Origin of the sequence: Myxococcus stipitatus DSM 14675, assembly GCF_000331735.1 — a bacterium.
GTDB lineage: Bacteria > Myxococcota > Myxococcia > Myxococcales > Myxococcaceae > Myxococcus > Myxococcus stipitatus.
Genome location: NC_020126.1, coordinates 6,556,875 through 6,579,004, shown reverse-complemented (window position 1 = coordinate 6,579,004; position 22,130 = coordinate 6,556,875). Strand labels below are relative to the sequence as shown.

Annotated in this window: 20 protein-coding genes; 19 read left to right on the top strand and 1 reads right to left on the bottom strand. The window is 67.5% G+C overall.

Annotation, left to right across the window (positions count from 1 at the left end):
• Window positions 1–79 precede the first annotated feature (79 nt).
• The 19 genes from MYSTI_RS25330 to MYSTI_RS25235 all read left to right on the top strand — a co-directional run bounded on the left by MYSTI_RS25330 (window position 80) and on the right by MYSTI_RS25235 (window position 20,288).
• Window positions 80–1,063, top strand: coding sequence for a TadE/TadG family type IV pilus assembly protein (locus MYSTI_RS25330; protein WP_015350653.1), 984 nt, complete (start codon window positions 80–82; stop codon window positions 1,061–1,063).
• Between the two features lie 15 nt (window positions 1,064–1,078).
• Window positions 1,079–3,151 (top strand): Tad domain-containing protein, encoded by a 2,073-nt coding sequence (locus tag MYSTI_RS25325; RefSeq protein ID WP_015350652.1) that lies wholly within the window; start codon window positions 1,079–1,081, stop codon window positions 3,149–3,151.
• Between the two features lie 20 nt (window positions 3,152–3,171).
• Entirely contained in the window at window positions 3,172–4,338 is a 1,167-nt protein-coding gene (locus MYSTI_RS25320) for a TadE/TadG family type IV pilus assembly protein (RefSeq protein WP_233277951.1), read from the top strand.
• Between the two features lies 1 nt (window position 4,339).
• The gene (locus MYSTI_RS25315) at window positions 4,340–5,116 is read left to right on the top strand and encodes a hypothetical protein (protein ID WP_015350650.1); all 777 of its coding nucleotides are present in this window, start codon (window positions 4,340–4,342) and stop codon (window positions 5,114–5,116) included.
• An 8-nt stretch (window positions 5,117–5,124) separates the two neighbouring features.
• Entirely contained in the window at window positions 5,125–5,937 is an 813-nt protein-coding gene (locus MYSTI_RS25310; RefSeq protein WP_233277950.1) for a hypothetical protein, read from the top strand.
• Window positions 5,934–6,161 carry a hypothetical protein gene (locus MYSTI_RS25305; RefSeq protein ID WP_015350648.1) on the top strand — a complete coding sequence of 76 codons (228 nt, stop codon included), beginning with the start codon at window positions 5,934–5,936 and terminating at the stop codon, window positions 6,159–6,161. Before MYSTI_RS25310 ends, MYSTI_RS25305 begins: the two co-directional genes overlap by 4 nt.
• Window positions 6,158–6,904, top strand: coding sequence for a hypothetical protein (locus MYSTI_RS25300; protein ID WP_015350647.1), 747 nt, complete (start codon window positions 6,158–6,160; stop codon window positions 6,902–6,904). Before MYSTI_RS25305 ends, MYSTI_RS25300 begins: the two co-directional genes overlap by 4 nt.
• 126 nt (window positions 6,905–7,030) lie before the next feature.
• On the top strand, window positions 7,031–7,756 hold the full coding sequence (locus MYSTI_RS25295) for a hypothetical protein (protein ID WP_015350646.1): 726 nt from the start codon (window positions 7,031–7,033) through the stop codon (window positions 7,754–7,756).
• Window positions 7,757–7,944: 188 nt separating this feature from the next.
• Window positions 7,945–8,760, top strand: coding sequence for a Flp pilus assembly protein CpaB (gene cpaB, locus MYSTI_RS25290; protein ID WP_015350645.1), 816 nt, complete (start codon window positions 7,945–7,947; stop codon window positions 8,758–8,760).
• 39 nt (window positions 8,761–8,799) lie between these two features.
• A complete protein-coding gene (locus MYSTI_RS25285; protein WP_015350644.1) occupies window positions 8,800–9,645 on the top strand; it encodes a type II secretion system F family protein in 846 nt (281 codons plus the stop codon).
• A gap of 10 nt (window positions 9,646–9,655) precedes the next feature.
• Window positions 9,656–10,543, top strand: a complete 888-nt coding sequence (locus MYSTI_RS25280; protein WP_015350643.1) for a type II secretion system F family protein — start codon at window positions 9,656–9,658, stop codon at window positions 10,541–10,543.
• A 73-nt stretch (window positions 10,544–10,616) separates the two neighbouring features.
• Entirely contained in the window at window positions 10,617–12,584 is a 1,968-nt protein-coding gene (locus MYSTI_RS44840) for an FHA domain-containing protein (protein ID WP_015350642.1), read from the top strand.
• A 36-nt stretch (window positions 12,585–12,620) separates the two neighbouring features.
• Window positions 12,621–14,363: an FHA domain-containing protein gene (locus MYSTI_RS25265; protein WP_015350641.1), complete on the top strand. Its 1,743-nt coding sequence runs from the start codon at window positions 12,621–12,623 to the stop codon at window positions 14,361–14,363.
• On the top strand, window positions 14,360–16,072 hold the full coding sequence (gene xseA / locus MYSTI_RS25260) for an exodeoxyribonuclease VII large subunit (RefSeq protein WP_015350640.1): 1,713 nt from the start codon (window positions 14,360–14,362) through the stop codon (window positions 16,070–16,072). Before MYSTI_RS25265 ends, xseA begins: the two co-directional genes overlap by 4 nt.
• A gap of 48 nt (window positions 16,073–16,120) precedes the next feature.
• On the top strand, window positions 16,121–16,471 hold the full coding sequence (xseB, locus tag MYSTI_RS25255; RefSeq protein ID WP_015350639.1) for an exodeoxyribonuclease VII small subunit: 351 nt from the start codon (window positions 16,121–16,123) through the stop codon (window positions 16,469–16,471).
• A 24-nt stretch (window positions 16,472–16,495) separates the two neighbouring features.
• Window positions 16,496–16,876: a response regulator gene (locus MYSTI_RS25250; protein ID WP_015350638.1), complete on the top strand. Its 381-nt coding sequence runs from the start codon at window positions 16,496–16,498 to the stop codon at window positions 16,874–16,876.
• Between the two features lie 30 nt (window positions 16,877–16,906).
• Window positions 16,907–17,800 carry a polyprenyl synthetase family protein gene (locus MYSTI_RS25245; protein ID WP_015350637.1) on the top strand — a complete coding sequence of 298 codons (894 nt, stop codon included), beginning with the start codon at window positions 16,907–16,909 and terminating at the stop codon, window positions 17,798–17,800.
• Window positions 17,800–19,551, top strand: coding sequence for a 1-deoxy-D-xylulose-5-phosphate synthase (locus tag MYSTI_RS25240; RefSeq protein ID WP_015350636.1), 1,752 nt, complete (start codon window positions 17,800–17,802; stop codon window positions 19,549–19,551). Before MYSTI_RS25245 ends, MYSTI_RS25240 begins: the two co-directional genes overlap by 1 nt.
• Window positions 19,548–20,288, top strand: a complete 741-nt coding sequence (locus MYSTI_RS25235; protein ID WP_015350635.1) for a TlyA family RNA methyltransferase — start codon at window positions 19,548–19,550, stop codon at window positions 20,286–20,288. The genes MYSTI_RS25240 and MYSTI_RS25235 overlap by 4 nt, the downstream gene beginning before the upstream one ends.
• Window positions 20,289–20,331: 43 nt before the next feature.
• On the opposite strand, the gene MYSTI_RS25230 is transcribed toward MYSTI_RS25235, so the two are convergent.
• Entirely contained in the window at window positions 20,332–21,945 is a 1,614-nt protein-coding gene (locus tag MYSTI_RS25230; protein ID WP_015350634.1) for a hypothetical protein, read from the bottom strand.
• Between the last annotated feature and the right edge of the window lie 185 nt (window positions 21,946–22,130).

Genomic DNA, 22,130 nt, shown 5'->3' with positions numbered 1-22,130 from the left:
AGATTTTGGGAGGCTGATACCTCGCCCGCTGTCCATTTGACCGATGCGTCATGTCGGCGCTGATCGCGATAATGGCGCCATGGGAATGGAACAGGAAGGGCGGTCGCGGGGGACCGCCAGCCGGCAATCCGGTCAGGCGGCGGTCGAAGCGGCGATGATCATGCCGCTCGCGGTGTTCATGACGCTGGGCATCATCCAGCTCACGTTGATTCAGCATGCGAAGCTGATGACGGAGTACGCCGCGTACCAGGCGGCGCGTGCCGGAATCGTTTGGAACGGCAACAACGAGCGCATGCATGACGCGGCCATCATCGCGCTGCTGCCGACGTTGGGCCGCACCGATGACCTCGGCAACTTGGCGAAGACCTTCGCCATCCATCAAATCTACGACTCGGCCATGCGCACGCTGAACTTCGGCGGCGGCCGGGTGCCTCGCACGGTGAACGGCTCGAACCTGTTCGGCCTCATCCGCGTGGACACCGTCAACCCGGCGTACTTCACGCCCATCGACACCATCTGGAAGCTGCGGAGCGGCTACAACTGGCAGGAGCTGGACTTCGACGGGGCGGACAGCTTCCCGGAAGTACCCTCGCTCGAGAACAACATCCGCAAGTTCTTCAACCTCCCGGAGCCGGACAGCTCGGAGCTCGTGTATCGCAAGGCGACGCGGCTCACCATCCGGCTGCGCTACTTCTACGAGATGAAGATCCCGTTCGCGAACTGGATCATCTTCACCGCGTGGTACGCGTCCCAGTCGAACGTGGCGCTGCGAGGCGCCATCGACCGGGCCACGCTGGACCCGCGCGCCAACATGATGGCGGACGGCAACATCTCCGGCCTCGTGGCACGTGCGAGAGGCATCGAGCACGAGCAGGGCTACGACTCACTCTACGCTCCCGAGATGTGGGTTCTCTGGGGGCTTGCCACCGGAAGCATCCCGCTGGTCTCCAGCCTCGTGGGCAAGCGGTACTTCATGCCGCTGACGGCGACCTACACCATGCGCATGCAGTCCAACTTCCACCGGAAGTGGGTCATGCACCTCAACCCCGACTGGGGCCTGTAAGAGGACGCACACACCATGTTCACTCAAATCCTCCGCCAGAGCTTCCGTCGTCAGGAGGGCCAGGCCCTCATCCTGGCCGCGCTGATGGTGCTGGTCATGTCCATCGCCGTGCTGACCACGGTCAACATCGGCCACACCGTTCACGAGCGCGTGCGTCTGCAGAACACCGCGGATGCCGGCGCGTACTCCATGGCGGCCATGGAGGCGCGCGCGTTCAACTTCTACGCGTATGCCAACCGCACGCAGGTGTCTCACTACGTGTCGGCGATGATGTGGCACTCGCTCATCTCCGTCATCTACGGAGCGGAGGCGTTCTTCACGGACCTCTACGGGTTCATGAAGACACTCAATCCGTGCGCGGGCAAACGCAAGAAGCTGTGGATCATCTTGTGTCCCATCATCGAGGTGATTCCGTACATCGGGCCCGTCATCAAGGCCATCAACAAGATCATCACGCTGTACAAGACGGCGTTCCTCCAGCCGCTCCAGCGGATCTTGAAGGCGGTCAATCCAGACAAGTGGCTGGGGAAATACGTCGTGCCAGCACATCGTGTGTTCAACGGCGCCATGTATTTCACGTCACAAGCCGTGATGATGTCCGCGGCCACGCACGTGCTGCAGACGACGCAGGGCGTGTTGGATGCGAACGACAAGAACCTCAACTCGATGGCGAGCCAGCTCATCACGGGCGGCTATAGCACTTGCCTCTTCAGTCAGGCGCACAGTGAGGCCGCGGGTGGAAAGCCGTTGATGGTGAACTCATGGAAGAATCCCTTCGGCGCGCTGGATGTGAAGGCCCGCGCGGCGAATGACCCGATTGCCCGCGCCAAGCGCTCCATGGGCGGCATCACCAACGCCACCCGCTACTCGTGTGACCGCAACTCTGGTGGCGCGTGCCCGGAGCGCTTCATCACGTCTCGCCGTCTGGGAGACATCCTGCCGCTGCCAGATGCGCTCGGCTTCATTCGAGACATGCTCAACAACGGCGTGAATGCTCCTGGCCTGTTCGAGTTCCAGAAGATGGGGCAGACGCGCATGCTCTCGACGACCTTCCCGTCGGCGAAGAACCTGGTGGACCAGGGGCGCTCTCCGCACAACTACATTCGTGACTGGAACGACAACCTCAACCCCTGGGGCATGATGGCGCAGGGCGACAACATGGGCGCGGACGACTTGTACTGGCTCAAGCTGGGGCCGGCCGAGGTCGACGTGGTCGTGGGCAAGGCGGACAACCCGCTGTCATGCAACAACAAGGACCCGTATACCCGCTGCTTCGGCGACAACCGCAAGGGGCTCGGCGACAACTCGCGCTCCAAGTTGCCCTACATGCGCATGTTCAAGCCGAGTGTCTGGGCGCTGAACAACAACGACTCCGAGGGCGTCAACGGCGGAGTCCACTGGCGCGTCCACTACCCGCAGAACAGCGAGAACTGGCGCCGGCACAAGGCTCCCAAGGGGCCCGAGCGTCAGGTGGGTGTCCACGAAGAGAAGGTCTGCGTTCTGGAGCTCGTCGGGGGATGTTGGTTCAAGGTGAGCGTCTACACGGCCAACGTGCGCCCGGCCCAGGATGGCAATCATCCCTGGGGTGGCGTGACGCCATTCATGCACTTCGAGCCGGGTCAGTACGGTGGGTACTGCAACCCCGCGGCGGAGGCGAACATGGGCCAGATGGCCAGTCGCGAGCAGGACTTCAACCAACCCACTGCGTGGCTGTATCTCAACAAGTCGCCCGAAGACGTCGTGAACCGTGCGAACACGGACGGCACGGGGACCAATGCGCCGGCGCTCCTGAATGAGCAAGGCAAGGTGAAGTTCGCGCTCACGCCTGACTCCGAGGGGCTGGACATGCTGAACAAGCGCAAGAAGTTCCTCAGCCTCCTCGAGGGAATGAACGTCATTTCTCGCGGACAGAGCTACTACCACCGCCCTGGCAACTGGACCGAGCAGCCCAACTTCTTCAATCCGTACTGGCGCCCTCGCCTGGCGTCCGTGTTCCAGGGCCGCCATCAGCTTCCGGTGGTCGGACAGATGATTGATGCGCTGCCGAGCTCTCTCCAGGGCTTCGGCCCGAAGGTCATCACGCATTGAGGCCCGCGATGAGAACCCGCATGTCTCGCAAGAGTTTTCGTCGCGGCGGTGCCACGGTGGAGTTCGCGCTCTCCGTGCCGCTCCTGGTGATGATTCTGATGTTCAGCATGTACCTGACGGAGTTGGTGCGGGCGAAGCTGAAGCTCCAGGAGATGGCGCGCTACGCCGTCTGGGAGATGACCAGCTACGCGCTCACCGACTTCGCCAAGGGCCAACACGACGCCGCGTTCGAGGACGCGCGTAAGGAGGCCCACGAAGAACTCGTCGAGCGCTACAAGGACATGGACTCCGTGGAGCCCAACAACCCGGCGGGGTCCTTCATCGCGCGCTATGCCAACGTGCAGGGCACGCTCACCAACAAGGAGATTCCCTTCCTGGAGTCCGGCATGTTGGGGAGCCCCGGCAGCTCGGGGGAGGGTGGCTCCTTCGCCAGCGGCGTGTTCGGGCTGCTCAACCGGGGCGCGGGCTCGCTGCTCAACTCCTGGGGCTTCAACAACAAGGGCTGGGTGGAGTCGGAGGTTCAGATGAACTTCCAGAACGCCATCCTTCCTCGGGCCTACCTGGACGAGAACTCAGGCCCGGGTGGCTTCTTCCAGACGGATGTCTTCGGCGGTCACGACCTGTCCAACCTGCAACTGCGCTCGCGCTACTCGATGTACGCCAATGGTTGGCACATGCCGGATGGTGGTGACGCCATTGTCCGTGCGCGGCGAGCGGGCAACCATCGCTCGGGAAGCGACGCGCACGGCCTCCACATCCAGGTGAAGCGGATGACCTTCCTGGGGATTCCGCCGGACGGTGAGAGCGGCATCGGCAGCGTGCTTGGCTTCCTGGGGAACTTCCTGCCGAACTTCCTGGGCACCTTTGTCGTCTCGCGCAACTACGGTATCTCTCCGGCTCAGAAGGGGAACTGCCTCGGCCTGGAGAAGTACGAAGAGCTCCCGAGCAGCGGTCTTCACGCCATGCGTGGCCTCTTGGACCACGAGCGCCCCGACTGCTTCGACACGGCACCGTTCCGCGACGAGATGACGTACGAGAACAGCAACTACATCAGGGTCTTCAAGGCGCGCGGCGAGTTCTTCATGGGCTGCAAGAAGGCCATGGCGGATGACCCGTCGGACCCCGATGCCACGCAAGAGGCTACGAACAAGGATGAGCAGGACAACAAGATCCGCTGCGGGGAATAGCGTGCTTGTTCGCCTCCTGCTGGGGCTGGCGCTCATGGCCTCGGGGCCGGCGATGGCCGAGCAGGAGGTGCCCGTCTATCCCGGGACGATTCACACGCGCATCGGCAACGACCTGGTGATTGGGGGCGAGTACTACCGGCTGGCCTACTTCACGACGACCGACCCGATGAAGAAGGTGGTTGCCTACTTCGCGAAGAAGTGGCGCGACGAGGGCTACCCGACGGTGGTGGAAGGCGACCTCGAGGACGAGGCCGTGGTGTCCGCCATCTTCACGCGCGAGGGGTTGCAGCGCGGCGTGGTGCTGCGCGTCCACCAGGGCAAGACAGTGGGCTTCACGGCGCTGCGGGACTTGTGGACGCGTCCGCCGAAGTCTCCGGCCGCGGGCTTGGTGACGTTGGAAGGCACGGTCTACAGCCAGGACGTGACGGCGCGCGATGACCCGGGTGGTTCCCAGAACCGCTCGGCGTTGGTGGTGGGCGAACTGACCGACGTGCAGCAGCGGGTGAGCGCCGAGCTGGCGCGCCAGGGCTATGAGCCCGTGCGCCACAGCGTGACGAAGCTGGGGGGCGGCACGCAGGTGACGATGGAGCACGCGCGCAAGGGCGAACAGGTGATGACGACGGTGTCCTCGGTGGACGAGGGGATGTCGACTGTCATGCAGACGTGGGTGGGCTCGGACCGTCTGGACGCGGTGCCCAACGACGATGCCGTCCGCAAGAGCCGCGAGGCCTGGGAGAGAGAGCAGAAGGCGAAGTCGTCGAAGGGAGCGGGGAAATGAGGGGGGGATTGGCCATCGTCGCCTTGCTGCTGGTGGTGTCGCCGGCGCAGGCACAGCAGGAGAATCCCGCGGCCCGCACGGTCATGGCGCACCTGGCGAAGGGCGCTCGTGCGACGCGCGTGGGCGACTGGGTGACGTACCGGTTCGACGGCGGTGCGGGCGGCAATCGCGTCTACTACTGGCGCATGGCCGTGGTGGGCGAGGAGAAGGACAAGGCCGGCCGGGACGCGGTGTGGGTGGAGATGGAGGCGGGCACGCATCCGGCCATGAAGTCGCCCCTCATGCAGATGCGGATGCTGGTGGCTCGCGAGGGCGAGCAGATCCGCTACGACGCCATCTCCCGGCTCTACATCGGCGGCCCCACGGATCGCCCGCAGGAGTACTCGCAGGAGGCCCTGGACCACGTCATCAAGCAGATGGAGGAGCAGGGGCGCGAGGACAAGATGCCGGACCCCGACGACGAGAAGACCCCCATGCCCGTGGGGCTCAAGCCTGTGCTACGCTCGAGCAAGGAGATGCGGGTGATGACGCTCGCCGGGACCGTGTCGGCGGTGTCCATCGAAGTGGTCGTGAAGAAGACCGTCGTCAAGCGGATGTGGATCAGCCGCGAGATTCCGCTGATGCAGTTGGCGAAGATGGAGATTCCAGGCATCGCCCACTCGATGGAAGTGGCGGAGTACGGTATCGACGCCAAGCCCCGCATGGTGCTTCCCGCCCCATCGGCCCCCAAGGTCCAACTGGAGTACGCGGACCGTATCTTCCCTGACCTTCCCGGGACGGATGCTCCCGACGAAGCAGGCCCTTCGGAGACCCACCCATGACCATCCCCAAGACGCAGCAGCGCCTCCGCGCCTCCCAGCGTGGGCAGGCCATGGTCGAATACTCCATGCTGAACTGGATCCTCGTCGTCGCGCTGGTCATCGGCGCGTCGGTCAAGGTCCGCTGGTCGGATGACGTCCAGTCGAACGTCATCGACCTGTTCATGCGCTCGTACCAGATCTACTACGACTCCTTTTACTTCGTGCTGAACCTGCCGTTCCCGTGACGACCCGAAGCGTGGTGGGGGCGTCATCGCCCGTGGGTTTGCGGCTGCTCCACGCGGCGGTGTTCCTCGCCATGGCGGCGGGTGTGCTGTACGTGGCGGTGCCTGAGTGGCGTCACGTCCTCCAGGTGCTGGGCCAGCCCTTCCATGCGGGCCCCATGCCTCGGTGGCTGTTGCTCGCGGGCTCACTGGTCGCCGCGGTGGGAGTGGTGCCCTTGGTCTGGGGGCTGATGCGTGGACGCTCCGCGCCTCTCTGGGCCTCAGGTGCGGTGCTGCTCTCGCTGGTGGGCGCTGTGGGAGCGGGGGATGGTCGCCCGCTCGCGGAGGCTCGCTCGGAGGAGTCGGCGAACCTGGCCGTCCTCCGGGTGGGGCGCCGCGTCCACCTGTCCATGGTGCAGGAGCTCCAGGCGCATGGTGGAGCCCCCATCGATGTGGAGTCCTGGCGCAAGGCGCTCGAGCTTGCGGGGCCAGCTCCGGACCGGATTCGCACGCGAGAGCTGCGGGCGGTGGCCCCCCAGTTGGTGTGGCTCGAGTCGGATGAGGACTCGGCCGAGCCCCTGGTTCCTGGCTCGCTGCGGGTCCATGTGACGCCGGATGGGGTCGCCTTCAGCATCCGACTGGTCGGGCTGCGAGACGGCGAGCCCGTGCTCCTGCGCGACGACCGGGGCAAGGAGCTGGTGCTGCGCGGCCTCTTCAATCCCGACCTGCCCCCCGCCGAGAAACCCGCGGTTTCGCCCATTCCCTGACGGGTTTGACGAACGCCGGTGTTGCCGACGACCCGGGAGTCGGCCAGTCTCGGGCCACCTCGTGACGCGGTGGCCCGTGGCCGGAAGGTTCGCCATCGCCTCGAAAGCGAGGACAAGGAGCGCGCAATGGCGCATGCGGCCTGGAAGTGGATGGTCGTCGTCGCGGGCGTTGGGGCAGGGGTGCTGGCGTGCAGTGAGAATGGCGGAGGTGGCGGTCTCATCACCTTCGATGCGGGCGTGAACAAAGAGCGCCCGGGCTTTGGTGAAGACCCCGGGGCGCCCGTGGGGAACCCCTTCAACTTCCCACCCGGAATCGAGCTTGCGGGCGACCCGTATGGCGCGAGCGACGCGGACGGGGACTGCGGCAACGGCGTGGCGCCCCAGGGCACGGGGCAGGGCGTGCTGGTGTGCGTGCCGCTGCGCAACCTCTCGGGGGCCCCCGTGACGATGACGTTCGAGCCGGCCCTCGTCATGCTGAGCGCGTCGGCGAGCCGATATCAGAACGGCATGTTGATGGACCGCATCCGCATCACGATTCCGCCCACGGGCATTGGCCCGGGCGGCATCGATGCGGGGCCCGATGCGGGCTCCGAGGAGAAGCCGTTCCTCGTTCCCCTCCACATGTACTGCATCAACGAGAAGCGAGCGCCCTCCGAGGAGGGAGTCCCCTACCGGCTGGGGCCTGTCTCCACGGACCCGGACATCCTCACGCTGCTCCGGCTCCTGCAGAACAAGGCCATCAAGAGCCAGGACGACATCACCATCGTCCAGGACGCCCTCTACAACATCACCGAGTACAACGGGCTGACCTCGGAGGACGAGCGGCGCATCGCGAGCCTCCCGAAGGGCTGACCTAACCGCCCAATCCAACAAGGATGGCGCGGGATTCGGTGCTGTCGCGGGAGGTGGTTTTGACACCTGCTCTATCGCACGGCTAACATCTCGCGCCATCGGCGCCAAGGTGCGCCTTTCTAGATTTCTACACCCTTGACCGCCTTTGCCGCCGAACGGCGCCCCCCCGTTTTGGAGGTTCCTGAACCATGCTGAAGGGCAAGACTCCGCTCGTCGTTGCGCTCGTGCTCGGCCTTCTGGCCGGCGTCATCGCGTATTCCGCCATCAAGAAGAAGGAATCCGATGTCCGCCGTGGCTGGAACCTGGTCCCCGTCGTCGTCGCGGCCCAGGACATTCCCGAAGGAACTGTCATCACCTTCGAGATGATCTCCCAACGCTCGGTGCCCGAGCAGTTCGTCACCTCGTCGGTGGTCCGTCCGGACTCGGCGTCGTACGTGGTGAACCAGAAGGTGCTCGTGGCGCTGCAGGCGGGTGATCCGCTGCTGTGGAGCCAGTTCGAGACGACCAAGGCGGCCGAGCGGTTGTCGTCGAAGGTCCAGAAGAAGATGCGCGCGATGACCATCGACGCGAAGAACGCCACGGCCGTCGGCGGGTGGATTCGCCCGAACGACCACGTCGACATCATCGGCACGTTCCGCGATCCGCAGACGGACGAGAACGTCGGCGTCACGCTGCTGCAGAACATCATCGTGGTGGCCACGGGCAAGATCACCGGTACCACCAACGTGAACCTCATCCCGGAGAACCAGCGCGAGTACAACAACGTCTCGCTGATGGTGCTGCCGGAAGAGGCCGAAATCCTGGTGCTCGCGACGGAGCTCGGCTCGCTGACGCTCTCGCTGCGCAACGAGGACGACGTGGACCTCATCGAGGAGCGCGGCCGCGCGACCATCAGCACGCTGCTGTCGGGTGAGCGCACCCGCGTGCTGGAGAAGAAGCGTCAGGAGATCATCCAGATCATCAAGGGTGGTGGCGAGAAGGCCGCCGCCGCTGGCGCCCAGTAACGGGCGCCTCGCCGCCCTCAGCCCCCGGGAAGCGCCCGCATGCTTGCTGGAATCGTCCTCCTCCTCGTCACCGGCTCGGTCTTCTTCTTCAGCCTGGTGATCTTCAGCGTCCTGTCGAAGGCGTATGAGCAGTACCAGGAGCGCTACGTCGCCAAGTCGATGAACGACTTGAGCGACATGTTCCTCTTCATCGATGCACGGCAGATGTTGGTCCTCAACATCGCGTGCATGTGCTTGCTGGGCATCCTGTCGTACATCATCTTCAACCCCATCCTGGCCGTCGTCGCCACGGTGTTCGGCTTCTTCCTGCCGATGCTGCTGGTCAAGCACTACCGCAAGCGGCGCATCAAGAAGTTCAACATCCAGTTGGTGGATGCGCTGCAGGCCATGGCGAACGCGTTCAAGGCGGGTCTCACCTTCCCGCAGGCCATCGAGCATGTGGCGCGCGAGGCGATGCCTCCGCTGTCGCAGGAGTTCGGCCTGTTCGTGAAGGAAGTGAAGCTGGGTGTGCCGCTGGAGGAGGCGCTCATCAACATGGGGCGCCGCGTGGGCAGCGATGACCTGGAGCTGGTGGTGGTGTCCACGAACATCGCGCGTCAGCTCGGCGGCAACATGGCCGAGATGTTCGAGACCATCTCCACGGTGATTCGCGAGCGCTTCCGGCTCGAGGGAAAGATCGACGCGCTCACCTCGCAGGGCAAGCTGCAGGGGTGGATTGTCGCGGCCATGCCGGCGGTGCTCGGCATGGTGCTCAACTACATGCGGCCGGACCTGATGGAGCCCATGATGAACCACTTCTTCGGGTGGATCCTCGTGGTGCTGATCGCCATCATGGAAGTGATGGGCATCCTCATCATCCGGCGCATCGTCAACATCGATATTTGAGGGGTTGCCGGTGGATCTCCTGACCCAAGTGTTGGTCGGCAGCTCGGCGCTGCTCTTCGCGGGAGCGGTGGGCTTCTTCGGACTGGGCATGTACCAGGTGCTCTTCGAGCGCTTCCTGTCGGAAGTGCGCGACGAGTCCCAGGGCGGAATGAAGGGCTTCGGCTCGGTGGCCATCCGCCGGCTGGGGGCCTTCAACCGCCGCTTCATCTGGCCCAGCTACGAGGCGAAGTCGCGCCGCAATCTCATCAAGGCGGGCGAGCCCCAGGGCTACAAGCCCGAGGACATGATGGCGCTCCAGGAAGTGAGCGCCGTGGTGGGCCTGCTGATGGGCCTCATCATCGTCAACGGCGTCGGCCAGAACCTGGCGTGGTCGCTGCTCTTCCTGCTCTTCGGCATGTACTACCCGCTGCTGTGGCTGAACGACCAGGTGAAGAAGCGCCACCTGCTCATCAGCCGCGCGCTGCCGTACAACCTGGACCTCCTGACGTTGTCGGTCGAGGCGGGTCTGGACTTCACCGCCGCGCTGGCGAAGGTGGTGGAGAAGGGCAAGGCGGGCCCGCTGCGCGAAGAGCTTCAGCTCGTGCTCAAGCAGCTCAAGATGGGCAAGACGCGTGAAGAGGGTCTCAAGAGCATGATCGTCCGCGTGGACCTGCCCTCGCTGACGACGTTCGTCACCGCGCTCATCCAGGCGGACAAGATGGGAACGAGCTTGGGCAAGGTGCTGCGCATCCAGTCCACGCAGATGCGCATCGACCGGACGCAGCGCGCGGAGAAGCTGGCCGGTGAGGCGCCGGTGAAGATGCTCTTCCCGCTCATCGCCTGCATCTTCCCGACCGTGTTCATGGTGCTCTTCGGGCCCATCGTGTTCCAGTTCTTCTTCGGCGAGCTCGCGGGGTAGTCCACTGCCCATCCTCCTCTCCATCACCAAGGGGCTCCAGGAGGGACGGGAGCTCGTCTTCGAGCAGGCCGAAGTGAAGATTGGCCGCACCTCGGAGAACGACGTGGTGCTGCACGACCATGGTGTCTCCCGGCACCACGCGCGCATCATCATGCGGGGCGGGCAGTACTTCGCCGAGGACGTCGGCAGCGCCAACGGCACGGCGCTCAACGGTCGGTCGTTGACGGGGGAGCAGCTCCTCCGCGATGGCGACCGGTTGGGGGTCGGCCCCGTGGAGTTCACCTTCGTCTGGGTGCCTCCCGATGGAGATGAGGACGCCACCCGCCCCATCCGGCGTGTGCCCCTTCCTCGGAGCCCGCTGCCCTCGGTGAGCGTGGACTCCAGCGGTCAGGAGTTTCTCGCCACCGGAGAGCTCCCCGCGGTGGTTTCCGTGGCCCCGCGCCCGGTGCCTGTCGTGGCTGGGTCGCAACCTTCGCCGGGGCCCGCCAGCAAGGGGCCTCGGTCTGCCTTGGCGCAGGTCCCCTCGGCCCTTCCTGTCTTCGAGCCGCTCCTCGAAGAGCGCACCGAGCTGGGTCTGTCCACCGTGGCGGGGCCGTTCGGGGCGCCGAGCTTTCCGCCCGTCCCGGATGACATGCTGGAGGAGCGTGAGGAGCGCACGGAGGTGGCGCTGCCCACCCTCGCGAGCCCTGGCGTCCCGCCCAGACTGCTTCCGTTGATGGAGTCTCTGGCCGACGAGCACACGGAAGTCGGTGTCGCCGCTGGAGGGAATCCCTTCGCCATGGCCAGCCTGGGGACGGTGTCCCCGCCGCCCGCCCTCGAGCGGACGGATGTACTCGCTCCACCGGGTCTGCCCTCTGTCCCGGTTCTCCCACCGGACGAGCCCGAAGAGCGCACCGAGTTGGCGCTGCCCACGCTCAAGGGCGTGGCCGGCCTGTTGGAGGCGGCGACCGTCGTCGACGTCGACGACGAATCCACCCGGCCCATCACCCGGTTGCCGGTGGCAACGCCGCTCGTTCCCTCGGCGCCTCCCCCGCAGCTCGCGCGGTCGCAGCCGCAGGTGGCTCCGGTGCCTCCCGCGCCCTCGGCGTCGGGGCCCACGGCGGCCGACCGGGCCCGTGAGCGGCGGGACCTGGCCCGGACCCGAGGTGGGCAGCTCGTGCTGTGGTGGCGCGACCTCTCGGTCGCCCGCAAGCTCCTGACCTCCCTGGCGCTGCTCTGCGTCGTGGCGGCGGTGGGGGGCGCAGTGGCGTCGGTCTACCTGGACGGTAGGGCGGCGATGGGGACGGGCGGGCGGGAGCCGACCACCTTGGGCGTCGACGCCACCCCGGACTCCTTCGGCCTGGGGGAAGGGGTGCGCTGGGAGCGCTCCGACCAGAAGTCCTTCGAGTTCCAGTTCGTGGCGCCCACCCGCGCCGTGGCGCTCTTGCGCTACCAGGCCAAGGACATCTCGAAGGAGGAGGTGGGCCTGGTCCTCAACGGGGTGAACCTGGGCTGGGTCCCACCCGATACCACCACCACCGCCGAGCGGGAGCTGGAGCTCATCCTCCCCGTGGGCACGCTCAAGCGCGGCGAGCTCAACACGGTCGCGTTCGACAACGTCCGCAACCCTCCGGGTCAGGAGACCTGGCGTGTCTGGAACCTGCGGGTGGAGATCATCCCGGTGCCAGAGCTCCCCCCCGAGCAGCTCCTGTCCCAGGCCCGCGAGTACGCGTCGGCCGGGCGGCGGTTCTTCGACGCCAAGGGCGTCGGTTCCGAGAACCTGTTCCGCTCCTGGCAGCAGTTCCGCGCCGCCTGGCTGACCCTGGAAGCGCTGGACACGAAGCCGGAGCTGTACGAGGACGTGCGGTACTACCTGTCACAAGCCTCGGCCGAGCTGGACCACCAATGTGCCCAGCTCATGCTGGAATTCCAGCAGAGTGTGCAGTTCCGCAGCGCGAGGAAGGCCCGAGCGGCACTGCAAGAGGTCAGCAGACGCTTCCCTACCACCGAGCATCGCTGCCACAATCTGGCCAAGGAAAAGGCGTTCGAGCACGAGCTCTGAGCTGGTGCTCCATTTCTAGGAAGTCGGTGATTCGTCATGTCCAACGGTTCCCCTCCTGCTCGTCGCAGGCCTCCTTCCGGGACGCCCTCGGGAGGGGCTGGAGCTCGCCCGGCAACCCGCAGGCCGTCGCCCTCCGCGCGGCCTGCTCCGGTCACTGCGTCCCCGCGCCTGGTGTGTGTCGCCGGGCCCAAGTCGGGTGAGGAGTTCCAGCTCGAGGATGGCGAGTACGTCATCGGTCGCGCCACCGACAACCCCATCTGCATCCCCGACACGTCCGTGTCCCGCAAGCACGTCATGGTGCGCAAGTCGGGCGGTGGCTGGACGGTGAGCGACTTGGGCTCCGGCAACGGGACGCTCGTCAACGGCGATGCCATTGGCGACGAGACGCCCCTGGCCAACGGGGACGTCATCACCCTGGGCGACACGGAGCTGCGCTTCGAGGACGTCGCCAACTCCACGAACGTCGTGTCCGCCCCCGCGCGCAGCCGTCCTGGCGCGTCGGCGGCTCCGGCCGCGGGGCGTGGTGGCGCGCCTTCCCGTCCTGCCCCGCGAGGGGAGGGGGGCCGGGTGCGCAGCGCGCGTTCGACGGCCAATGCTCCGCCGGACCCCGAGGCCCAGAAGAAGAAGCTGCGCCTGATGATGCTGGGCGGCGGTGTCGTCCTGGTCCTCCTGCTCGGACTGGGCTTCCTCAAGATGCGGGCGGTGAACCAGGAGGCCCTGGCGCTCGCCGAGCGCGGCGTCATGGAGGCCGAGCGCAAGTCGCTGAGCAAGACCTTCCAGGACGCGAAGAACCTGGTGCGTGAAGGCAAGTGGGTGGAGGCCAAGGCCCTGCTGGAAGAGGTGCAGAGCCGCGCGCCGGAGTACCCGGGCGTGAAGGACTACCTCGACCATGCCGAGCGCGAGATTCCCGTCCAGGGCCGTCTGGCGGACGCCCGCGAGGCGCTCACCAAGATGGAGCTGGGCAAGGCCGCGGCGGCCCTGGCGAAGGCGGGAGAGAGCCAGTTCCTCTACGAGCAGGTGAACGCGGCGAAGCGGGAGCTGTCGGAGCTCGCGGACAAGCGCACGCGCGAAGCCCGCACGGCGTTGGATGGAGGCCAGCTGGACCAGGCGAAGGTCATCACGGACGACGTCCTGAAGGCCTTCCCGGAGCACCGCGACGCGAAGCTCATCAACGAAGAGGCCGTGCGGGCCATCGCCGCTCGGGATGCCCCCAAGCCCGTCATCACCGGCCCCGCGCCGAAGCCGTGGGAGCCCGCCGTCGAGCGCTTCCGCGACGGCGACATGTCCGGCGCGGTGTCCATCCTCAACGCGTGCATGTCGAAGACGCCTCAGTGCAAGAAGCTGCTCGCGCAAATCACGGAGTTCGGCGGCCTCTACAAGCGCATCGAGGACCTGGACGCGAAGGGGTTGTCGAAGCTGCTCGCGCTGGACAAGGACATCACCGAGGGGCGCACCAGCAAGATGGCGCGCAATGCGGGAACGCGCGCGGCCACCATCTTCTACAAGAGCGCCAGTGGCGCGAAGGCCGCCGGCCAGTGGGCCCGGGCCATGGAGTACTCGCGTCGCGCGCTGCAGGCCGAGCCGGGTCACGCGGGCGCCAGCAACATCATCAGCGAGCTGAAGACGAAGGCGAAGGACCTCTATCTGCAGGCCTACTCCCTGAAGGACGGCAGCCCCGAGGATGCACTGCCCAAGTTCAAGGACGTGGTGGCGATGACGCCTCCGGATGACGAGTACCACGACAAGGCGAAGACCTGGGTCGAGAAGCTCTCGCGATGAAGAAGCGCAAAGGCGCGGGCGGCGAGTCTCCGCCGCCCGCCACGTTGGGATTCCAGGGGGACCTGTTCGGCGCGGCCTCCGCGCCTCCGCGGGTGGTGGCGTTGCCGAAGAAGGCGCCGCCGCCTCCTCCGCCGGTGGACGCGGATGGAACGGGACTCCTGGGGCCGCTCGAGGGCGTGCCCGCTGCGCCGCCCAAGCCGGAGCGGTTGGTGCTCTCGGTCGGTGAGCTCACGCGTCAGCTCAAGCAGACGTTGGAGTCGCGCTTCGCCCGCGTGCTGGTTCGCGGCGAGGTGACGGGTTTTCGCGGCGCGAATGCGCGAGGCCACTGGTACTTCTCGCTGAAGGACCCCGTCGCTTCCATCGACGCGAAGGTGTGGGCGTCGCTCGCGGGGCGCATGCGCTTCGCGCTTCGCGACGGCATGGAGGTGCTGGCCGAGGGCAGCGTGGACCTGTACGAGCCGCAGGGCCGCTACAGCCTCATCGTCACGCGGCTGGAGCCGGTGGGGGAGGGCGCGCTGGCGCTGGCCTTCGAGCAGCTCAAGGCGCGGCTCGCGGCCGAGGGGCTCATCGGCGACCGCCGCGTGCGTCCGCCTCGTCCGCTGCCGTTCCTGCCCCAGCGCATCGGCGTGGTGACGAGCCGCACGGGCGCGGCGCTGCAGGACTTCTTGCGCGTGCTTCATTCGCGCAACCCTCGGCTGAGCGTGCTGCTGGCGGATGCGCGCGTGCAAGGCGAGGGCTCCGCATCCGAAGTCGCCCGGGCGATTGCGCGGCTGTCGCGCACCGACGTGGACGTCATCGTGGTGACGCGTGGTGGTGGCTCGGTGGAGGACCTCTGGACCTTCAACGAGGAGGAGGTGGCGCGGGCCATCTTCGCTTCGCCCGTGCCGGTGGTGTCGGCCATTGGCCACGAGATTGACTTCACCATCTCCGACTTCGTGGCGGACTGGCGCGCGGCCACGCCCAGCGCGGCGGCGGAGCGGCTGTCGCCCGTGCTGGCGGACCTGGAGCTGTCGCTGGCGACGCAGGCGGGTCGGCTGCGGCGAGCCATGGAGCGCCGGGTGCTGGAGCTGCGCGAGTACCAGGGCCAGCTCGCCTCCCAGTTGGAGGACCCCAGGCGGATGCTCAACCATCAGCGACTGCACCTGTCCGAACAGGTGGAGGCGATGATGCGGGTGCTGCGTCCCGCGGTGCGCGAGCGGCGTGAGTCGCTGCGCGCGCTGGCGGAGCGGCTGCAGCGCTCTCGGCCACAGGCCCGTTTGGGCGAGCAACGTGCCCACTTGTTGAAGCTGGCCGCGCGTCTTTCCGACGCGGCTCGCGCGAGTGTGTCCTCGCGGCAGGCGACGTTGTCGGCGGCGCGGCTGGGCCTGGAGCGGGCTTCTCCGGTGGCGCTCATCGCGAAGGAGCGTGCCCGGCTGGCGGCCCACCAGGCGCGACTGCGGGCGCTCCAGCAGGGGACGCTGGCGGACGCGCAGCGTCGCTTCCAGCGTCTCGAGGGACGGCTGGACGCGATGAGTCCCCTGAAGGTGATGTCGCGCGGCTACTCCGTGGTGTTCCGCCAGCGTGATGGCGGGGTGGTGCGCTCGGCGGCGGACGTGGAGGTGGGGGAGCGCCTGGGCATCAAGCTCGCGGCGAATGGGGCGCGGACGCTGGGCGGATGTGAAGAAGTCGAAGCCACCGTGACGGCTGTAAAAGGGCCGGTGGACTGCTAACGGGCCACCCTCTAGAGTCCCGCGCCCCGAACGGGGAGGTGGAAGGCTGTGGCGAAGGCGGACAAGGCGTCCAAGTCGGACAAGACAGCGGAGACCGAGGTTCCTGGCCAGTATGGGGACGTCGTGACCCGTCTCGAGGAGACGGTGGGCCGGCTGGAGAGCGGCAACCTGTCGCTGGAGGACTCGCTCAAGGCGTTCGAGGAGGGCATCCGGCTGGTACGCCGGGGTGAGAAGCTGCTCACCGAGGCGGAGCAACGCATCGAGCAGCTCCTCCAGGACGAGGATGGAACGGACGTGGTGGCGCCGCTGTCGGTGGCGGCCCGTCCCGCGGCTCCTGCTCCGGCGGCCCCTCGTGCGCCCGCACCTCGGCCTCCTCCCGAGGATGACGTTCCGTTCTAGGCGGTGCGTGACGTGGGCTCCGGCATGTCGAAGCCGAAAATCACCATTGTCGACGATGACCGCGACACGCGGGAGCTGCTCGCGACGGCCCTGGAGGACGAGGGCTTCGAGGTGACGCTCGCGGCCAACGGACTGCGGCTGATTGCCTCGCTGCAGCTCCACCGCCCGCAGGCCATCCTCCTGGACGTCAACATGTCCTGGATTGATGGCTTCGAGCTGTGCAAAGCGGTGAAGAAGAACGAGCATTTCCGGGACATCCCCATCATCTTCATCAGCGGACGGGGCGACTCGGAGGACAAGCGTCGGGGCCGGGAAGTTGGCGCCGCGGACTACTTCGTCAAGCCCCTGGATACGGACAAGCTCGTCCGCCGCATTCGCGAGCTGGTGGCATCACCGGCTTCGTAGTTTCCCATCCGTCTCAAGGAGCATCGACGCTTGGCCCACTTCGACCTGGATACCTTCCTGCGGACTCAGCAGGCGCGGGTGGAATCGCTGTTGCTCGAGCGCGCGGAGCGGCTCGCGAGCTCCGGGGCGCCGCCTCGGCTGGTGGAGTCGATGCGGTACTCGCTGATGGCGGGAGGCAAGCGGCTGCGGCCGGTGCTGTGCCTCGCCTTCGCGGACACGGTGGCGCGGGCCACGCTCGTGTCGCCGCTGTCCGGGGATGCGGCGTGTGCGTTGGAGTTCATCCACACGTACTCGCTGGTCCATGACGACCTGCCGGCCATGGACGATGACGACTTCCGTCGCGGGCGGCCCACCAACCACAAGGTGTACGGCGAGGCGATGGCCATCCTCGCGGGCGATGGGCTGCTGACGGAGGCGTTCGCGCTGCTCGCCCACGGGCCGGAGCCCGTGCGTGGCGCGCTGTGCGGGGAGCTCGCGGTGGCAGCGGGTGCCGCGGGCATGGTGGGCGGGCAGGTGCTCGACACGGCCGAGGACCGTCCCGCGCAGCTGGACTACCTGGTGCGCATGCACCGGCTGAAGACGGGCGCCCTCATCCGCGCCGCGTGCCGCATGGGCGTGCTCGCGGGTGGCGGTGACGCGGAGGCGCTCGTCCGCGCGCAGATGTATGGCGATGCGGTGGGGCTGGCGTTCCAGATCGCCGACGACGTGCTCGACGTGACGGCCACGCGCGAGGAGCTGGGCAAGCCCGCGGGCGCGGACGCGGAGGCGGGGCGCTTCACCTTCCCGGCGGTGGTGGGGTTGGAGGAGTCGCGGCGGATGGCGAAGGAGCAGGTGGCCCAGGCCGTGGAGGCGGTGCGGCCCCTCGAGGGCGAGGATGGTCCCTTGGCGGCGCTCGCGCGCTACGTGGTGGAGCGGAAGTTTTGATGGCCGAGCTGCTGGCGCGTATCGCTTCTCCATCGGACGTCCGGGCGCTGCCCGAAGCGGACCTGCCGCATCTGTGCGCGGAGCTTCGCGAGGACATCATCGCCATCTGCGGCAAGGTGGGGGGGCACCTCGGCGCGTCGCTGGGGGCCGTGGAGCTCATCGTCGCGCTCCACCGCGTCTTCCACTCGCCCACGGACGCGATTCTCTTCGACGTGGGGCACCAGGCCTACGCGCACAAGCTGCTCACCGGGCGGCGAGAGCTCATGCACACGCTGCGGCAGGCGGGCGGCGTGGCCCCCTTCCTGGACCCGCGTGAGAGTCCGCACGATGCGCTGCTGGCGGGCCACTCGTGCACGGCCGTGTCCGCGGCGCTGGGCATGCTCGAAGGGCGTCGGCTGATGGGGCACCGGGGCCACGTGGTGGCGATGCTCGGTGATGGCGGGCTCACCGGCGGCCTCACGTTCGAGGGACTGAACAACGCGGGGGGCAGCCTCCTGCCGCTCGTGGTGGTGCTCAACGACAACCAGATGTCCATCAGCGCCAACGTGGGCGCCATTCCCTCGCTGCTGCGCACTCGGGGCGCGCGCGACTTCTTCCAGGGGCTGGGCTTCACGTATCTGGGGCCGGTGGACGGGCATGACCTGGATGCGCTGATTCGGGCGCTGCGCGAGGCTCGGGCGTCCAACCGTCCCGTGGTGGTGCATGCGCTGACGCTCAAGGGCAAGGGCTTCCCCCCGGCGGAGGCGGATGCCCAGACGCGCGGACACGCGATGGGCCCTTACGAGTGGCGCGATGGCAAGCTGGTGCGCTCGCGGGGGGGGCATCGCACGTACAGCGAGGCGCTCGCGTCGGCGTTGGAAGATGCCATGGCGAGAGACCCTCGCGTCGTGGCGGTGACGCCCGCGATGTTGGAGGGCTCGGCGCTCAATGCGCTCAAGGCTCGCTTCCCGGACCGCGTGCACGACGTGGGCATCGCCGAGCAGCATGCCGTCACGTTCTGCGCGGGGCTCGCGGCCGCGGGAGCCCGGCCGGTGTGCTGCATCTACTCCACGTTCCTCCAGCGCGCGTACGATCAGATCATCCACGACGTGTGCCTGCCGGGCCTGCCCGTGGTCTTCGCCGTCGACCGGGCCGGGTTGGTGGGCGCGGATGGCGCCACGCACCAGGGCACCTACGATGTCGCGTCGCTGCGGCCTCTCCCGGGACTGACGTTGTGGGCGCCCGTGGTCGGCGAGGACTTCGCGCCCCTGCTCGCGACGGCGCTCGAGGCGCCTCATCCCTCCGTCATCCGCTTCCCGCGAGGCACGCTGCCTTCGCTGCCCACGGAGGTGCGGGTGGACGCGGCGCCGGTGCGCGGTGCCCGCTGGTTGGTGCGCGCGGAGAAGCCTCGGTTGACGGTGGTGACGCTGGGGCCGCTGGGGCTCGCGGCGCTCGAGGCGGCTCGACAGGAGCCCGGGTGGAGTGTGCTCGATGCGCGGGGCCTGTCTCCGCTGGACGAGACCGCGCTGCTCGAGGCCGCTTCGTGTGGCGCCGTCCTGGTGGCGGAAGAGGGCACGGTGCGCGGAGGACTGGGGAGCGCGCTGCTGGAGCTCTATGCGGAGCGGGGGGCATCTCCTCGTGTCCGAGTGCTGGGCATGCCGGACGTGTTCATGCCTCATGGTGACGCGCGGGTGCAGCGTGCCGAGCTGGGGCTCGACGCCGCGGGGATGGTGCGCGCGGGGCGGGCGTTGCTGGAGGGGAGGGGACCGTGAAGCCTCGCAAGGAGCGCGTGGACGTGCTGGTGGTGGAGCGCGGGCTCGCGGAGTCTCGCACCAAGGCGCAAGCGCTCATCCTCGCCGGACAAGTGGTGGTGAATGACCAGCGCGTGGACAAGCCCGGCTCCCTCATCCCGGTGGAGGCCGAGCTGCGCCTCAAGGGTGAGGTGCTGCCGTATGTCTCGCGCGGGGGGCTGAAGCTGAAGGCGGCCATCGACCGCTTCGGCTTGGACGTCCAGGGGAAGATTGGCGCGGACATCGGGGCGAGCACGGGCGGCTTCACCGACTGCCTGCTCCAGCACGGTGTGGTGCGTGTGCACGCCATCGACGTGGGGTACGGCCAGCTCCACGAGAAGCTGCGCAAGGACCCGCGAGTGCGCTCTCGTGAGCGCGTCAACGCGCGCTACCTGACGGGCGAGGACCTGCCGGAGAAGGTGGGCGTGGTGGTCATCGACGTGAGCTTCATCTCGCTCACGCAGGTGCTGCCCTCGGTGCTGACCTTCCTGGAGCCGGGGGGGCTGCTCGCCGCGCTGGTGAAGCCCCAGTTCGAAGTGGGACCGGACCGCGTGGGCAAGGGCGGCGTGGTGAAGGACCCCGTCGCGCGCCAGGACGCCATCGACACGGTGACGGCGTTCGTCCGCGAGCAGGGGCTCACCGTGCGCGGGGTGATGGACTCCCCCGTCCCCGGGCCCGCTGGCAACGTGGAAGCGCTCCTCGTCGCCGAGCGGCCCTGAGTTATCCGGGAAGGGCCCTTGGACGAGCCCTTCCCGGACCGGCCTAGCGAGGCCGGGCGCTGCGGTACTGCGACGACGGCTGGAGCAGCAGCAGCTTCTGGTTGGTGCGCATCCAGAGTCGCCCCGTCTCGTCGAACGCGGCACCCATGGAGACAGGCACCTGGTAGCGGAAGAGCTCACGGCCCTCGCCGTTGACTCCCGCCGTCTGGTCCACACCCACCAGCTCGACGGGAAGCGTCGCCGCCGAGCCCTGGGGCGCCGGGCCGTTGAGGAAGAACAGGTCCGTGGACGGGTTGCCGGGCAGCAGGAACTTCACGTGGAGCGCTCCGTTGGCGTCGATGGAGCGGGTCTCCCGGTTGCGGACAATCCCCGTCGCGGCTTCCAGCGTCCACACGCGCTGGGTGGTCGCGGCGGCCACGCGGGTTCCGTTGGCGTACGTGGTGATCTGCTTCATCTCGCCGGCCAGGGCGCCCGTCGACCACTTCGAGGTCGCGTCTTCGCAGCCAGGCAGGGTCGCGGAGCAGGCGATGACCACGGACTTGTCCTCGGGGAGGGGGTAGCCCAGGAAGAGGGTGCTTCCGTCCGGGCTGAAGCCACCCACGGGCATCATGACGGCGGTGGTGCGCTTCCGGACGATGGTCGTCTTGAGCAGGTCGCCGGTCGCGATATCGAGCTCCTCGACGATGACCTCCGCGCTGTTGTCGTCCCGGTAGGCGATGTGGCTGGCGAAGATCACCTTGCCGTCGAGGATGACAATCTGCCCGATGGGGTCGCCGATGAGGAGCCGCTGGTACTGCCACTTGACCGCGTTGGCTCCCTGGACGTCCGAGACGTGGTTGACGCGGTAGATGAGGCCCTCCTTCGACCGGACGATGGCGTCCCCGCTCACGGGGTCGACGGTCAGGTCGTTGACCGAGATGCCCACGGGGGTCTGCGAGGTCCTCGAGAGAGTCGTGCCGTCACTGAGGATGGTGAAGGCGCCCTTGCCGGGGGTGTACACCCAGCGCTTCTTGGTGGCGTTGACGCCACTCACGCCCGTGTGGCGCGGTGTGAAGACCGTGGACCCGTTGCAGAGGGTGGGCACCTGGACGCTGCCCGCTGGAGCTCCGCTGGCGTTGTGGCGCAGCAGCGTCTCGATTCCTCCGGGGGTCGTCTTGAGACAGCTCAGGAAGCTTTGATTGCTTCCGGAGCCATCGACGGCGAGCGGATGGGCGTAGACCTGGCTGCCCTGGGGGTCCTCCACCACGCGGGCCACGGGGAAGAAGAGGGCGGACTGGGGCAGGGAGGTGTTCTTGCGGCCGTCCTCGCAGACCACCTCGGCGATGAGCGAGAGGCTCGCGGCGATGCCCACCAGCGGCTTGGCGTAGGGGATGTCCGTCGCCAGCAGCTCGATGGGTGAGTCACCGTTGACGTAGGGGAACGCCTTGAGGAAGGCGTCCCGGTCGTAGATGTTGAGGGTGTTGACCTTCTCGCAGCCCGACACCTGGACCCGGAGCTTGAGGCTCGTGCCGGCGACGTTCTGCTCGGGGACGGTCAGCGCGACCTGCGGTGGGTCTGGCGTGGGCGGGGGCGGGTCATCGCCACACGCCGTGGCCAGGCTGGAGACAAGAACGAAGGCGCATCGCCATGCACGCCGAGTCAAGGCTGAGTGGAGCATGGCGCCGCACTCTACCTTGCTCGCACCATTCCCGGCATCAACCCCCGCCAGAATCGCACCCGGAGCCTGGGTCCGGCACGATTCGCATCCTCCTGAGGCTCGCGACGTGATAGCCGGCCCGTCCCATGCGCGGAGAACGAATGCTCGAATGGACGGGAGGCAACCAGGCGACGGCACTGGGGGCC